The sequence below is a fragment of the Gluconobacter sp. GP1 genome, assembly GCF_032913585.1.
GTDB classification, from domain to species: Bacteria; Pseudomonadota; Alphaproteobacteria; order Acetobacterales; family Acetobacteraceae; genus Gluconobacter; species Gluconobacter cerinus.
The window spans coordinates 171,416-185,703 of the sequence record NZ_JASGXC010000004.1 but is presented as its reverse complement, the minus strand read 5'-3'; the positions used below and the strand labels follow the sequence as shown (position 1 = coordinate 185,703).

The following is a 14,288-nucleotide window of genomic DNA, read 5'->3' as shown; positions in this document are numbered from 1 at the left end:
AAAGGGGTACCTTCGGGTGCCCCTTTTTTTGTCTTCAAGTCCCGGCAAAAGCTTTCTAAGCTCTCGTTACGTTATGAAATATATTCCATAAAGTAAGGGCATCATGCATTTTCCTCGATCTGGAATGGCTCTCGCCATCTTTGGCCTCATCGCCGTCGCTCCGTCTGCAGCCCACAGTGATGATATTGCTTCCGTAACGGCGGTTCTGGATCCGAGCCATCACGGGCGTCTCGTCTATCCGCCGGCTGAACTTGAACTGCGGCATTCGGGATCGGCGCATATTGTCTGCGTCATCACAAAGGACGGTCAGCCCCAAAGCTGCGAAACTTCAGCGAGCGCACCTGATTTCGCACTTGCAGCGGAAGTCTATGCCTATTCGTCCAAGTTTCTTCCGGCATACCAGGACAGCAAACCCATTGAAGGCCGGTGGGAAAAGACCATTCCCTTCGAGGCTCGTGGAACAGCAACTCTCCCCGTCATGGATCATGAGCACAGTCCACGCCCCTACTATCCAGACTTTGCGAACGACAGGAATATTACAGGAAGAGTAGCCGTCACCTGTCAGGTTGATACCGCAGGCATCGCGCATGACTGTACCGCCAGCCCGGGGCCCGAAATTTTACGACGGGCATCGCTCGCCTATTTCACGCTGGCCAGATACCTTCCGGCTATAAAAGACGGGCAACCCATCTCCGCCCCCTATCATGGCAACATAAACTGGGAATCAGACGCGAAAGACCGAAATGACGGGTTCCGCTGAAACCTTGTGTCTGCAGGCCAGTCCATTCCATAATCAGCGTCGAAAGCCCTGTCGGTTCAGGGCAAAAACTGCACAGAGGCTATGCATGACCCTTCGCAAATTTGCTCTTCTTGCCTTCGCTACCGTCGCTTTCGGCGGCCAGTTCGCACATGCCAAGTCTCAGCCCTGCCGGGACGCCAAAGGCAAATTCACCAAGTGTGAAGCCCCAAAGAAGCCGAAGGCCTGCCGGGATGCCAAAGGCAAGTTCACCAAGTGTGATGTAACAGCCCCACAAGTTGCTCAGCCTGCTCACTAAGCTCAAACAAAAAAAGCCCCTGTCAGCGTCTGCTGACAGGGGCTTTTTGAAAGACTGAGATCGTTAGGCAGCAGCACGCTTGAGGATGGCTTGAGCCATTGCCTCAACCCCATTCCCCCGGTTCGTGGACAGTGCTTTGACCAGCCCCATATCATGCAAAAAGACCGGGCTCGTCTGAAGGATCTCTTCACGGCTTCGCCCTGAGTACACTCTCAGCAAAAGGGCTACCAATCCCTGAACAATGGCCGCATCTGAAGCGCCAGCAAAGAAGAGCTTACCATCACGGTCTTCCGCTTCGAGCCAGACCTGGCTTTGACACCCGGGTACACGATGGACATCGTCCTGCCAGTCCGAAGGGAAAGCGGGGAGTTTACGGCCCATTTCAATAATATACTGATACCGCTCCATCCAGTCGTCGAACATCGCCAGTTCGGCTTCAATTTCCTCGATGGCAGCGGTCGCCGTCTCTTCCTGAGGGGCAAGAAAGGCATCACTCACAAAAAACGTCTCCGTCACAGGATAAAGCGGCTCAAATCACCCTTGCGGGCAAGCGGCGCCACCCTGTCACGAACATCCTCTGCCGTCACCCTCACGGTCTCGCCTTTCCGGTCAGATGCAGAAAATGAGACGTCCTCCAGCAGCTTTTCCAGAACAGTTGCCAGGCGGCGGGCCCCAATGTTTTCAACGCGCTCGTTAATATCAGCCGCGAGTTCCGCCAAAGCATCCACGGCATCATCACCGAATTCCAGCGTCACACCTTCCGTACCCAGCAGACTCACATACTGCTTCAGAAGCGAATGCTCAGGCTCCAGCAGAATACGCTTCAGATCGTCCCTGCTCAGGCCAGCCAACTCCACACGAATAGGCAGACGCCCCTGCAATTCCGGTAGAAGATCTGAAGGCTTGGCAATGTGAAAGGCTCCGGACGCGATAAACAGGATATGGTCCGTCTTCACCGATCCATACTTCGTGCTGACGGTCGTCCCCTCAATCAGCGGAAGAAGGTCACGCTGCACGCCTTCACGAGAGACATCTCCGCTGCGCGTTCCATGTTCAGATGTCGCGCAGACCTTGTCGATTTCATCCAGGAACACGATGCCATGGTTCTGGGTGTGCTCAATCGCCTCGCGCGTCAGGGCTTCGTCATCCAGAAGTTTGTCAGCTTCTTCACGGATTAACTGCTCGCGGGCCACCGAAACCTTCAGTTTCTTGCGTGAAGGCATCCGGTTCATGAACCCCTTCATCATATCATTGAAACTAATGACCTGCCCTGGCTGGAGCCCTGGAATATCGCCACTTTCCTTACCGCGCTGTGGATCAGGCGCAATCTGGATTTCAATTTCCTTGTCTTCCAAAGCACCCTCTCGCAGCATCTGGCGAAACTTTACCTTGGTGTCGGCTGTCGCGCCTTCGCCAACCAGCGCATCAACAAGCCGGGTTTCAGCCGCGGCTTCAGCTTTCTCCTGCACGTCTTTGCGGCGTCCATCCCGCAGCATGGTCAGAGACACCTCAACGAGGTCCCGGACAATACTGTCCACGTCCCGCCCAACGTAGCCAACTTCCGTAAACTTGGTCGCTTCCACTTTCAGGAACGGAGACTGCGCCAGCTTGGCCAGTCGACGGGCGATCTCTGTCTTGCCGCAACCCGTGGGGCCGATCATGAGAATGTTCTTGGGAACAACCTCATCCTTCAAACCGTCAGGAAGCTGGGACCGGCGCCAGCGATTACGCATCGCGATGGCAACTGCACGTTTTGCGTCGGACTGACCAACAATAAAGCGATCAAGCTCGGATACGATTTCGTGGGGGGCAAAATTTGGAACAGACATCTCAGGAGGCCTCCCCGCCTAGTGTTTCCAGCGTCACGGAATAGTTCGTGTAAACGCAGATATCACCGGCAATTTTCATAGACCGACGTGCGATTTCCTCGGCACTCAGACCGTCCACCGTCATCAATGCCCGCGCTGCAGACAGTGCGTAATTTCCGCCGGAGCCAATGGCCACAATGCCATCCTCTGGCTCCAGCACATCGCCATTTCCGGTCAGGGTGAAAGAGCGGTCTGCGTCAGCCACCAGCATCATGGCTTCCAGACGCCGCAGATAGCGATCCGTGCGCCAGTCTTTCGCCAGTTCGACGCAGGCCCGCTCAAGCTGCCCTGGATACCGCTCCAGTTTCGCTTCAAGGCGCTCCAGCAGGGTAAAGGCGTCAGCCGTGGCACCGGCGAAACCCGCAAGGATATTGCTATGAGGTCCAATTCGCCGAACTTTGCGAGCATTACCCTTGATAACGGTCTGCCCGAGGGAGACCTGACCGTCCCCCGCCATGGCCACCCGGCCATCGCGACGGACACAAAGAATGGTCGTGCCATGCCAGCCGACCGGATCGTGGGGAGTGATTTGGTAAGACATCACTCAAAAAGATGGTGCGGATATAGCGCCTGACAAGAGGATCTCTCCCGTCAGGTTATATTGCCCCCTGCATCAGCCGCCGGATCGCATCCTGAAGCCCTTTTTGTGTAAAGGGCTTGGGCAACGGCGCATTTTCAGACTGCGCATCTGTGTGCCCACTGATAAACAGCACTTTCAGCTCAGGCATTTTGTCCATCAGAATGGCTGCGCAGGTTGGGCCATCATGATCTGGCATACGCATATCAATCACAGCCAGATCGAATGGACCATGTTCGTCTGTCAGGGTCAGAGCTTCCGCCAGAGACGACGCCGCGGCTACATTATGCCCGTCATGGCGAAGAAAACCCTCCGTCACCATACGAACCGGCGCCTCATCATCGACGACCAATACCTTCAGGGAATGAGGTTTCTCATCGTCCGCCACCAGATCTGCCACGACATCGCTTCGGACGACAGGAAGCAGCAATGTCATGCACGTTCCCTTGCCAGGCGTGCTGTCCACAACGATCTCGCCGTAACTCCGGCTCAGGAAGCCATACACACTGGAAAGGCCCAGCCCTGTTCCACGCCCAACATCTTTGGTGGTGAAGAATGGATCAAAAATCCGCTTCATCACTTCGGGTGACATCCCCTCACCCTCATCAACCACATCAATGGCCACCGCACGATCCAGACAGCATTCCGGAGGCAGCGTTTTGAATTTCTGCCCCACTACACGGGCCGACACCGACACTGTCCCACCCTGCGTCATGGCATCCCGAGCATTCACACAGAGATTCAGAAGCGCCATTTCGAGCTGATCCTGATCTGACCAGACAGCGGGGAAGTCAGCAGGCATATCCTCAAGCGACAGCTTGCAGGCCACACTTCTTTCGCCACTTCGGCGCTTGAGACTTTGAACCAGAAGCGCTTCAAGCCCCGGCAGAAGATCCTGCAACGCCACCGGCGCAAGACGTGCCTCACGTGGACGCCCAAACTGAAGCAACCGCCGTGTCAGCACAGCACCACGCTGCGCAGATTCCATAGCGTTCTTCACCAGAGCACTGGATGTCTCATCCAGGTCCACCATGTCTTCCAGCAATTCCAGGGACCCGGAGATGGCAGCGAGAAGATTGTTGAAGTCGTGCGCAATTCCCCCGGCCAATGTGCCCAGGGACTGAAGCTTGTCCGCCTGCCGCAGACGGCTTTCCATCAGCACTCGCTGCGTAACGTCCCGGTCCATGCTGACCTGCCAGCGGTCTTCCGTCGGCACGCCCTGGGGCCAAGCTAATGAAAGGCGGCTCAATTCGTGCCATCGCTGAACGGTTCCTCCGTCATGATCTGGCAGAACTTCAGCAACCAGCCGCTCTTCCTGCCCGGTGCTACGAACATTATCGCGCATTTGCTGAACATCAGCACGCAGCACTTCCGGGAAATGCATCAGTTCGTCGTTCAGATCCTGTGCAGCCTCATCGCGTACGTTGCTGCGAATACAGCGCCCCTGAGCATCCGAAAAAACAAGACCCATCGGAAGGGCATCCATCAGGCCGCGCAAAAGAGCCTGCTCCGTCTGCAGCGCCCGTTGGGCAATACAATGCTGCGTCACTTCCCCAACCAAAGATCGAAGCGCGTCCGAATCCCAGGGTTTGTGCACGTAAGCCTGCACTTGTCCAAGGTTCAGGGCAGACACCACAGCATCCAGATCCGCATAGCCCGTCAGCAGAATACTGCGCGCATCCGAAAACTCGCGCGCCCGCATCAAAAGCTGATCCCCCGTCAGTCCAGGCATCCGCTGATCGGAGATAATGGTGACAACATCCGGATGCGCCCGCAAAAGCTCCAGAGCTCTCAGCGGGTCCGTCGTTGCAAGAATTTCGTACTGGTCTTCCAGCAGATCTTCCAGGGCAACGAGGATTTCTTCCTCGTCATCCACCAGCAAAATACGAGGACGTAATGGCCCTTTTATGCTCCACACACTCATACGGAACGTCCCGTTGCCACCGGCCCATCTTCCGTCATTGTGACGGGAAGGCTGAGCCGGAAACACGCCCCTATTCCGCGGCCACCCGACAAATGGGCATCTGTGATTTCGATAATGCCATCGTGGGCTTCCATCACACTATAAGCGATCGCAAGCCCCAACCCTGTGCCTGTTCCAACCGGCTTGGTTGTGAAAAACGGATCAAACACCCTGTTTCTCAGTTCCATCGGCAAACCCGGACCGTCATCGCTTATCGTCATGTCATACCGACCGTTTTCAAGACGGGATTTGATCACAATACGCCCCTGCACAGGGCCGCCCTCAGGCGAGATATCCGCCAATGCATCGGCCGCATTGGAAATAATGTTCATAACCACCTGATTCAGAAACGCAGGCTGACAGACCAAATGCGCCGGAGCCTGCAAATCCTTTTCAATTTTAATGTCTGGGCCAAGCTTATGTCCCAGCAAAGCCAATGCCGTCTCGAGTGCACTGGGAACATCGACTGTCTGGAATGAGCTTTCATCCAGCCGGGAAAATCGCCGGAGACTCAAAACGAGATTCTGAATCCGCTGCAACCCGAGCTTCATGGATTCCAGGCGTGAAATCCCCTTCTGCATGAGCGGCGCCCCATCCTCCGGGCTCCCCAGCGTCTGAAGGCGTTTCAACGTCCGCTCCACTGTGTCGGCATGGGCGATTGTGAAGGCTAGCGGATTGTTAATCTCATGAGCGATACCCGCCACCAACTCACCCAAAGAAGCCATCTTGGCAGTCTGCACGAGTTTCGACTGCGCCTGAATCAACTGTTCGTTTGTTCGCGCCAATTCCATATTGGCCTGCGCCAGAGCTTCAGCCATTTCGGCCTTCGCCCTTGCCGCTTCCAGAGTAAGCGCATTCTGCTGGCGCTCAATTTCCTGCTGCCGGAACTCATCCTGCGCCATGCGTCTTTGCGCCAGCGTCCTGATCCGCATGGCGAGGGCTTCTATGGCAATGTCGCTGGGAACCAGATCGTCAATGCCGGCCTCGAAGAATTCACCAGAAGACTGCCTCCGGAAGCGTGAGGCCTCCACAATGCCAAGCGTTCGGAACGGAATTCCACCAGCTTCCAGAACAGCCTGACGCCGTGCATCCAGAAGGCGGCAGAACTTGAGGTCTTCGTCTCCGCTTCCCAGTTCCAGAACCAGACAATCCGGACCATCTGCGCCGCGCAACCATCCACCATCAATCAGATCGTCTGAACGCTCGATGGACGTGACCGTATGCCCATCACGCCAGAGCAGCTCACCCAACGTTGTCTCGGGTGCATCTTCGGTAATGTCTTCGTCGTCCTCCTCTTCACGGGGAGAATTGACGATGACAATTCTTGCCCGGCGGAAGCGAGAGGCTTCATCCACCTGAAGAAGCTCCGGTCCTTCCCGAAGCAAAGCCCGCATCCGCAACACAAGCAGGTCAGGATGAGCGGATTTGGAAATATAGGCATCTGCCCCACTTTCCAGCCCCTCTCGCTCACCGCCGGGAAAAGCATCTTCCGTCAGCATCAGGATCGGAATGGTGCGTGTCAGGGCATCCAGCCGCAAACGCCGCGCCAACTGCCCACCCGTCATGCCGGGCAGCTCAGAGCACACGACCACAAGGTCAGGCATCAGATCCTCAACCGTTCCCAAAGCAGCTTCACCGCTGCCGAGACAGGTCACGGTGAAGCCTTCCTTTAGAAGAACACGCCAGATCCGCTGGGCATGAGCATCATCCGGCTCCACGAGCAGAACACGTGCGGTCTCTGTGGCTCCGAGCGGAGCTTTAAGATCAGAAGGCAGCATGAGAATGACGGAATGTTTGCATTAACGGCCTCTTGCAGCTAGTCCGAAGCTGATGTTCGTCCGATTTCCAAGGGGCGAAGATAACTCCCGTTACCGGATCAGTGGAAGCCGTATCTCATGGACATTCAGCCCTCGCGCAACCTGACGGATCGCCTGCTCAACTCCCGCAGCGGGGAAAGCGGCCCTCTTTCAACCGGCGCGCTAATCCGGACGGGCATCTGGTCCATCTGCTATTTCGCCTTCTACTTCGCCCAGCAGGTCGCAGAACTTCTCGCTCCGCTTCTCCTGATTCTTGGTCTCGGCTGGTACATCCTTCCGCACATCGTGAACGCCATTACGACGAGTGCTGCGAGTGCCGACCCGCAGGCGAAAGACATCATGAACCATGTAGCGGGCACCCTGCCGACCCACCTTCAGATCGGCAGTCACCTGCTGACCCCAGGCTCCCTTATGTTCGATGGCTTTCTCCTGATGGGACTTGCCGCAATCGGAGCGACCCTGTCCGCGCTGGCTGCTCGCAACATGTAAACCCCAGGCTCAGGGAGTGAGGACATGGCCGATACCCGGCAATAAAGTCACCAGCTCTCCAGCCTTCCAGTGCCACAGTGCGGCCACGCCTCCGCCGACCACCACGAGGCTGAGCCCCCACGCGGCACTCCACGTCCCAAGACTTCCAATCATTTTCGTCCCGACAGTCTCGGGTTTACCCAAACCATGGGTTACTGTCCGGGAATGTAGAACAAACGCATGCTTCGCAGCGTCCCGTGCTTCGGACGCGCTTAATCCAACAGGATAAGACTGTGATGTTTCAGAGCCTGGAGGCTTTGCAGTCTCAGCCTTGAGCAAGGACAAGTCATCAGGCGGACTTTGTGCAAGCTCCGGCTCGTGAGTCTCTTGTAAAGACCAGCTATCCCCACAGTTCGCGCAACGCAGCCGCCGCGCCTGCTCCAAAAGTGCATCAGGCACTTCAAAAACAGCATGACAGTGGGGACATTCAACACGCATCACGGTATCCTTCAAAAATCAGACCGTACCGGCCTCGGTCTGACCTCAACTGGGTTGCCCATATGACGAGGTTGTCGTTAATAAATGGTTAATACGCCTGCAACACCTTTGATCGTTTTCATATGATCCGCCTGCGCGATGTCTCCCTGAAACCTGCTGGCGTTGGGCAGCCTGTTCTGCACGGCATGACCCTGACAATCCCTCAGGGAGAATTCCGCTGGCTTCTCGGGCCATCAGGCGCAGGCAAATCCAGCCTTCTCAAGCTTCTGACACTCGGGGCAAAACCCGCCTCTGGCCAAATGGATATTCTCAACACCCCAGTCACGGGCGCCAGCCGGAGCACTCTACGGAACCTGAGAAGACGTATCGGGTTCGTCCCACAGGATTACCGCCTGATCGGGGAGTGGAATGTTTTTGACAACGTCGCTCTCCCGTTGCGTCTGCGCGGGCGCTCCGAACGCGATATTCGACAAGAGGTTTTTGCTGTCCTGGACTGGCTGGATGTCTCCCCGCACGCCCATTCCCGCCCAACCACTCTTTCCGGGGGCGAACAGCAGCGTGTTGCCATTGCACGCGCCCTGATCGGACGACCCGATATCCTTCTTGCCGATGAACCAACAAACGCTCTTGAGGATTCTCAGGCCAGACGTCTTCTTGCAACGTTCCAGGAACTGATTGATCTGGGAACAACCGTGATTGTCGCGACGCATAACGAAGGCCTCGTGCGCGATGCTCCCGCCCCATCCATCATGCTTCGTGATGGCACGCTCGATCCGCATGCAAATGAGGCGATAGCGTGAGCCGCCGCGTCTCTCCCGGTCTGCGCTCAGGCAGCCTCCCTCTGCTTGTTGCTCTCATGACCCTGCTGGCAGGCTTGGCCCTTGCTGGTTTGACCGGTGTTCAAGCGCTTGCAGATGGCTGGGCGCAGGCGGCCCGAAGTGCTGCAACGATCGAAATCCCGACGGACATTCCAAACGCCTCAGATCGCACGGACGCACTCATTCACGCTCTCAAGGCCTTGCCAGGCGTTACCAACCTGCAAAAGCTTTCCACAGACAAGGTGCAGGATCTACTGGCGCCCTGGCTTGGCCAGCCTACGGATGCGCGGAAAGGTCTGCCGGGCCTCTCTCTGCCCACCGTCCTCATCGTCGCCCACACGCCTGATGCTAATCTGAGCTCCGCTGTTCACGACACGCTGCCTGAAGCCATTGTTCAGGAAGACGTGCAATGGGGCCAGAGGCTTGAACATTTAGGCACAAGCCTCGTCGGATGCGCCTGGCTTGCCGTTATCCTGATCGCAGCGATTGCCGTTTTATCCATTGGCATCACTGTCCGCCGCTCTGTCGCTGCCCAGAAACGGGCTGTGGAGATCGTGCACTCTCTTGGCGCCGGGGACTTTACAATTTCCAGCCATATTGCCGGTCGGGCTGCACTCCTCAGCTTTATGGGTGGCGTGGCTGGCCTCGTCCTCCTCACGCCACTGACAACCTCCCTTGCCACAACCCTCGCACCCTTCACGCATCAGGCCACCGTCCCAAGCACCTTTCCGACAACACTGGATGGCTGGTGGACGACACTCCGCATTTTACCTCTCAGCCTCCTGAAAGAGCTCGGTGCCCTGCCCGTCATTGCGGCTCTTCTGGGATGGATCACAGCTCAGGGCGTTGTGCTCGTGTGGCTTCGTCGATTGCCGTGAAGGCCTTTCTTTCCTCGCTGTTTCTTATTGCCGTGCTCTGGTCGGCTGGCTTCGTCTGGTTCATCCACGATTCCCGACAGCCACCGCATGTGGCCACTGTCTGCGATGGCATCGTCACCCTCACAGGCGGCCAATCCCGTATCGAAACCTCCCTCACCCTTCTCAAGGGCGGATATGGCCAGCTTCTACTGATTTCTGGCGTCGGGCCCCATGTTACACTCGATCAACTTGTGCGCCTTCAGAACCAGACGCTTTCCAGTGATCTGGCCAGCCGCGTCACTTTGGGTCGCCGTGCCGTTAGCACGATTGGTAATGCTTATGAGACCACGACATGGGCCAGAGATCACAAGATGCACAGCCTGCTGGTCGTTACCGCTGGCTACCACATTCGCCGTGCCATTATAGAGCTCAGCCGGACTGCCCCAGATCTGGAACTCGTGCCTTATCCGGTTCTCCCGCCAGCTCTGGAAGCGCCACTGTCCCGCCAGACTCTGCACTTACTCATCCGGGAATATTTCAAACTTCTGGGTGCAGAGCTTAGTAACCTGACGGGCCTGCCAGACGGCAAGATTGGCCTTACGCCTCACTAAGGCCTCTTGTGCAACCGCAGCTTTTCTGGTGAGCAGACAAAATTATGAGCATTCTTCGCGGCCTGCTGTTCAATCTTTATTTCCTGATCCTCACAGTCATCATGGGCCTCGGGGCAATCCCGATCCGCCTCATGAAGCGACAGGATCTGGCACTCTCTTACGCTAAACTCTGGTCCAGAGCGGTGCTGTTCGGATTTGCACAGCTTTGCTCCGTGAAAATCGAAGTTCATGGTCGGGATAATATTCCTTCAGGCCCAAGCCTGATTGCATCCCAGCATCAGTCCTTCTTCGATGGCTTCGTCTGGATGAATCTGGTTCCCCTCCCGACCTACATCATCAAAGCGGAACTGACTAAAATTCCCCTTGTCGGCCCCATGCTTGTTCTGAGCGGGATGATCCCTGTGGAGCGAAGCGCTGGATCTAAAGCCCTGCGCACCATGATGAAAGACAGCGCACGCGCTCACGCATCTGACCGACAGATTATTATCTTTCCTGAAGGCACACGCACACTTCCCGGAGATCGCCACCCCATCCAACCGGGCATTATTGCTTTAGCCCGACAGGCTAATGTTCCTGTCGTGCCGGTCGCCACCAATTCCGGCCTCTTCTGGGGCCGATCTCCCTGGCGGAAAAAACCTGGTGTTTTGAAGGTCATCATCGGCGCGCCACTCCCCTCCACAGAGGGACGCAACGGCTTCACGACCGCGCTGAACGAAGCATGGGATGAACTGTGCGCAACCCATGAATTACCGCGCAATACTGTGGATAACTCTGTGGAGCTTCAGAGGGTTTAGCCGCCGCCGGAACAGAAGGAGTTTTGGGGCGACAGGCTTTGGGCGAATCTCAAGAAACCCAACAGTTTCCATGCGTAGATAAAAAACCCTGTTTTTCTGCGGTTTTCAGCTATTCCCTGACTTCAATGTGCCCAGATCGCCTTCCATAGACTCGGCTGTCAAACAATGACTGCACGCGGAATGCTGTTTTGGGGATAAAATACCGTCCATCGAACCAGCTTCTTTATCCAGTTACACAAAGACAGGCCCAGTGAACCCAGTTTCCAATACTGCCCGTTACCTGAAAATCACGCTTGTCATCTTCTGTTTCATTACAGTTGTGGCAACTGCAGATACCGCCCTGTGGCATCACGTCACCGCCAGAATGCAGGCACAAATTGAAAACGAAGTCGCGAACCTGAAAGCAACAGGATGGTCCGTAGACACTGGAGAAGTTCGACGCGGAGGCTGGCCTTTCGGAGCATGGATCGAAATTCAGAAACCCCAGCTCCGCCATAAAAATTTTCCTGCCCAACCATTCGAGGCTGGCTGGGCAGGTGAGACTTTCAGGCTTGGCGGACCATGGACGGAGTTCCTCAGAAACGGCCTCACCGTCTCCCTTCCTGGTCGTCAGGCTGCGCGCATTATCACTTCTTCGGCCAGAGCAACCATTCTCACAGAAGCTTTGAGACTGCACATCTCAGAGGACGGAACCGTGATGTTCCATGCCCCTTCTGCCCAAGTCGCCGTCGCAATGGACCTTGTGGATCAGACAGTCGCGCTATCCCGCCCTTCTGGACGCATCCTCATCCAACCCCAAGCCCCAGCGGGAGCCACACGCCTCGGACTGGATATGTTATCTTCCACTCTCAGCACATCATTTTTGAATGCTGCCAAGTATCCACTGCACCACGCTCATCTCGTGGTAGCTCTAACAACGTCCAGCACACATCCTGAAAGTCCACTTTTTAGTCCTGAAGGCTATGAGCGCCTACTGGTGCAGACAGCATCATTTTCGATGGGGTCGGAAGCGACTTCTGCACATCTTTCCTTTTCCGGTGAACTGACATACCCAGCGCTCAACGGCCACCTTACCCTGACGCTTCTGAACTGGCATGATGCCGCCGAAAAAATCCTGAATATTCCGAGCCTTCAGGCCTCGCTTGCTCCAGACACGCGCGTCTTTCTTGAGCATATTTTGCACGCAACACCCTCATCCGGACTGGCAGAAAGTCATCCTGTTGTCGCAGCAGTTTCCGTCGTGAACGGTCATGCTGCACCTGCTCTCGAACAACTTTTGCAAACAATCTCCACACAAAAAATTGACGCGTCACATTTGCGCGAGTAGACGCAGGGAATGTTTTGATTTTTGTCAAAACCATGGCGCGGAAAGAAAACTATTCCCGTGCTGCGGCTTTCAAGATTCAGATCCGGGTCATGTGTGCAGTGCGGTGCGCATGATCTCAGCTCATTCCTGACTTCTAGGGTGCGAGCGTAGCTGACGGGTCCATGCGGACCGGTTCTGCGGTCCGCCTCCCAAGCAGAAGGCACCATCGCAATGTTTGGCCTGTCGGCTTTATTTCTCGCGCGATTTCAGTTCGCGTTTACAGTCGGGTTTCACATCGTATTCCCGGCATTCTCGATCGGGCTTGCTGCCTATCTCGCCGTTCTTGAAGGCCTCTGGCTCAAGACGGGACGCAGCGCCTATCTGGATCTCTTCAAATACTGGCTGAAAATCTTCTCCGTCGTATTCGCGATGGGCGTGGTTTCCGGTCTGGTCATGTCCTACGAATTCGGCACCAACTGGTCCCAGTTCTCGCAGAAGGCTGGTCCCATCCTCGGCCCAATGCTGGCCTACGAAGTGATGACGGCCTTCTTCCTCGAAGCCGGCTTCCTCGGCGTCATGATGTTTGGCCTGAACCGCGTGGGCAAAGGTCTGCATTTCGGCGCCACCTGCATGGTCTCGATCGGCACACTGATCTCCATGACGTGGATTCTCGCTTCCAATTCCTGGATGCAGACGCCGCAGGGCTACATCATCGATGAAGCTACAGGTCGCTTCCTGCCGGGTAACTGGTGGCAGATCATCTTCAACCCGTCCTTCCCGTTCCGCCTCGTGCACATGGGACTGGCAGCGTTCCTGTCCGTTGCGTTCATCGTGGCTGGCGTCGCTGGCTGGCATCTGCTGAAGGCGCGTCGTGAAGGCCGTCAGGCCTCCGAACAGGTCCGCCTGATGTTCTCCATGGCCATGTGGATGGCCGCGATCGTTGCTCCGGTCCAGTTCCTGGCGGGTGACACACAGGGTCTGAACACGCTGGAATACCAGCCTGCCAAGATCGCCGCGATGGAAGGCGACTGGGACTCCGAAGGCCGTGCGCCGGAAATCCTGTTCGGTATTCCGGACATGGAAAACGAGACGACGCACTACAAGGTCCAGATTCCACTCCTCGGCTCCCTGATCCTGACGCACAGCCTCGATGGCAAGGTGCCGGGCCTCAAGGACTACCCGAAGGATCTGCGCCCGTATTCGCCGCTGCTGTTCTTCTCCTTCCGCATCATGATCGCGCTTGGCTCGCTCATGGTTCTGGTTGGTCTGTGGTCTCTCTTCCTGCGCTGGAAGGGCAGCCTTTACAGCAACGCGATGCTCCATCGTGTCGCTCTGTGGATGTCCCCGGCAGGCTTCATCGCCCTGCTGTGTGGCTGGATCACGACTGAGGTCGGCCGTCAGCCATACACGGTCTATGGCCTCCTGAAGACCTCCGACAGTGTCTCCCAGATCGCTCTGCCGAGCATGGCGACGTCGATGGTTGCCTTCGTGATTGTGTACTTTGTGGTCTTTGCAGGTGGCATCACCATTCTTCTGCGCAGCTTCGCAGAAGAGCCTCACTCTGGTGAGGAAGGTCCGTCCGAGCACGAGCCGCAGATGTCCGCTGGTACCACGCAGGTCTCACATCACCCCCACAATGCTGGTCTGGCGGAGTAA

At 56.4% G+C, this 14,288-nt stretch carries 15 protein-coding genes; 9 read left to right on the top strand and 6 right to left on the bottom strand.

The window, feature by feature from the left end:
- Positions 1-103: 103 nt before the first annotated feature.
- Both R5H23_RS12285 and R5H23_RS12280 read left to right on the top strand, forming a co-directional pair.
- The gene (locus tag R5H23_RS12285) at positions 104-760 is read left to right on the top strand and encodes an energy transducer TonB (RefSeq protein WP_317215587.1); all 657 of its coding nucleotides are present in this window, start codon (positions 104-106) and stop codon (positions 758-760) included.
- 85 nt (positions 761-845) lie between these two features.
- Complete coding sequence (locus R5H23_RS12280; protein WP_086633016.1) at positions 846-1,055, top strand: hypothetical protein; 210 nt, start codon at positions 846-848, stop codon at positions 1,053-1,055.
- A gap of 63 nt (positions 1,056-1,118) precedes the next feature.
- Here R5H23_RS12280 and R5H23_RS12275 read toward each other — a convergent pair whose 3' ends face one another.
- The 5 genes from R5H23_RS12275 to R5H23_RS12255 are packed head-to-tail and all read right to left on the bottom strand — an operon-like array spanning position 1,119 to position 7,241.
- Positions 1,119-1,553 (bottom strand): SufE family protein, encoded by a 435-nt coding sequence (locus tag R5H23_RS12275; protein WP_099213278.1) that lies wholly within the window; start codon positions 1,551-1,553, stop codon positions 1,119-1,121.
- A gap of 14 nt (positions 1,554-1,567) precedes the next feature.
- Positions 1,568-2,884 (bottom strand): ATP-dependent protease ATPase subunit HslU, encoded by a 1,317-nt coding sequence (gene hslU / locus R5H23_RS12270; protein ID WP_317215586.1) that lies wholly within the window; start codon positions 2,882-2,884, stop codon positions 1,568-1,570.
- A 1-nt stretch (position 2,885) separates the two neighbouring features.
- Positions 2,886-3,464 (bottom strand): ATP-dependent protease subunit HslV, encoded by a 579-nt coding sequence (gene hslV / locus R5H23_RS12265; RefSeq protein WP_198150510.1) that lies wholly within the window; start codon positions 3,462-3,464, stop codon positions 2,886-2,888.
- 55 nt (positions 3,465-3,519) lie between these two features.
- Positions 3,520-5,424 carry a response regulator gene (locus tag R5H23_RS12260; protein ID WP_317215611.1) on the bottom strand — a complete coding sequence of 635 codons (1,905 nt, stop codon included), beginning with the start codon at positions 5,422-5,424 and terminating at the stop codon, positions 3,520-3,522.
- Positions 5,421-7,241, bottom strand: a complete 1,821-nt coding sequence (locus R5H23_RS12255; RefSeq protein ID WP_317215585.1) for an ATP-binding protein — start codon at positions 7,239-7,241, stop codon at positions 5,421-5,423. Before R5H23_RS12255 ends, R5H23_RS12260 begins: the two co-directional genes overlap by 4 nt.
- 117 nt (positions 7,242-7,358) lie before the next feature.
- Between R5H23_RS12255 and R5H23_RS12250 the strand changes: the two genes are divergently transcribed.
- Complete coding sequence (locus tag R5H23_RS12250) at positions 7,359-7,769, top strand: hypothetical protein (protein ID WP_086633011.1); 411 nt, start codon at positions 7,359-7,361, stop codon at positions 7,767-7,769.
- A 9-nt stretch (positions 7,770-7,778) separates the two neighbouring features.
- Here the strand turns inward: R5H23_RS12250 and R5H23_RS12245 are convergent, their stop codons facing one another.
- Positions 7,779-8,246 carry a zinc-ribbon domain-containing protein gene (locus R5H23_RS12245; protein WP_317215584.1) on the bottom strand — a complete coding sequence of 156 codons (468 nt, stop codon included), beginning with the start codon at positions 8,244-8,246 and terminating at the stop codon, positions 7,779-7,781.
- Between the two features lie 122 nt (positions 8,247-8,368).
- On the opposite strand from R5H23_RS12245, the gene R5H23_RS12240 reads away from it, so the two are divergent.
- From R5H23_RS12240 to R5H23_RS12215, 6 genes are all read left to right on the top strand, one after another.
- A complete protein-coding gene (locus R5H23_RS12240) occupies positions 8,369-9,046 on the top strand; it encodes a cell division ATP-binding protein FtsE (RefSeq protein WP_046901269.1) in 678 nt (225 codons plus the stop codon).
- On the top strand, positions 9,043-9,942 hold the full coding sequence (locus R5H23_RS12235; protein WP_317215583.1) for an FtsX-like permease family protein: 900 nt from the start codon (positions 9,043-9,045) through the stop codon (positions 9,940-9,942). Before R5H23_RS12240 ends, R5H23_RS12235 begins: the two co-directional genes overlap by 4 nt.
- Positions 9,891-10,532, top strand: coding sequence for a YdcF family protein (locus R5H23_RS12230; RefSeq protein ID WP_373321833.1), 642 nt, complete (start codon positions 9,891-9,893; stop codon positions 10,530-10,532). Before R5H23_RS12235 ends, R5H23_RS12230 begins: the two co-directional genes overlap by 52 nt.
- Before the next feature lie 44 nt (positions 10,533-10,576).
- A complete protein-coding gene (locus tag R5H23_RS12225; RefSeq protein ID WP_317215582.1) occupies positions 10,577-11,326 on the top strand; it encodes a lysophospholipid acyltransferase family protein in 750 nt (249 codons plus the stop codon).
- Positions 11,327-11,576: 250 nt separating this feature from the next.
- Entirely contained in the window at positions 11,577-12,653 is a 1,077-nt protein-coding gene (locus tag R5H23_RS12220; RefSeq protein WP_317215581.1) for a DUF2125 domain-containing protein, read from the top strand.
- Positions 12,654-12,863: 210 nt separating this feature from the next.
- Positions 12,864-14,288 carry a cytochrome ubiquinol oxidase subunit I gene (locus tag R5H23_RS12215; RefSeq protein WP_046901266.1) on the top strand — a complete coding sequence of 475 codons (1,425 nt, stop codon included), beginning with the start codon at positions 12,864-12,866 and terminating at the stop codon, positions 14,286-14,288.

Bases quoted from the DNA above. Each gene is read 5' to 3' on its own strand.
- hslU (WP_317215586.1), bottom strand. From the start codon at position 2,884: ATGTCTGTTCCAAATTTTGCCCCCCACGAAATCGTATCCGAGCTTGAT.
- R5H23_RS12230 (WP_373321833.1), top strand. From the start codon at position 9,891: ATGGATCACAGCTCAGGGCGTTGTGCTCGTGTGGCTTCGTCGATTGCC.
- R5H23_RS12240 (WP_046901269.1), top strand. From the start codon at position 8,369: ATGATCCGCCTGCGCGATGTCTCCCTGAAACCTGCTGGCGTTGGGCAG.
- R5H23_RS12250 (WP_086633011.1), top strand. From the start codon at position 7,359: ATGGACATTCAGCCCTCGCGCAACCTGACGGATCGCCTGCTCAACTCC.
- R5H23_RS12260 (WP_317215611.1), bottom strand. From the start codon at position 5,424: ATGAGTGTGTGGAGCATAAAAGGGCCATTACGTCCTCGTATTTTGCTG.
- R5H23_RS12225 (WP_317215582.1), top strand. From the start codon at position 10,577: ATGAGCATTCTTCGCGGCCTGCTGTTCAATCTTTATTTCCTGATCCTC.
- R5H23_RS12255 (WP_317215585.1), bottom strand. From the start codon at position 7,241: ATGCTGCCTTCTGATCTTAAAGCTCCGCTCGGAGCCACAGAGACCGCA.
- R5H23_RS12280 (WP_086633016.1), top strand. From the start codon at position 846: ATGACCCTTCGCAAATTTGCTCTTCTTGCCTTCGCTACCGTCGCTTTC.
- R5H23_RS12215 (WP_046901266.1), top strand. From the start codon at position 12,864: ATGTTTGGCCTGTCGGCTTTATTTCTCGCGCGATTTCAGTTCGCGTTT.
- hslV (WP_198150510.1), bottom strand. From the start codon at position 3,464: ATGTCTTACCAAATCACTCCCCACGATCCGGTCGGCTGGCATGGCACG.
- R5H23_RS12285 (WP_317215587.1), top strand. From the start codon at position 104: ATGCATTTTCCTCGATCTGGAATGGCTCTCGCCATCTTTGGCCTCATC.
- R5H23_RS12245 (WP_317215584.1), bottom strand. From the start codon at position 8,246: ATGCGTGTTGAATGTCCCCACTGTCATGCTGTTTTTGAAGTGCCTGAT.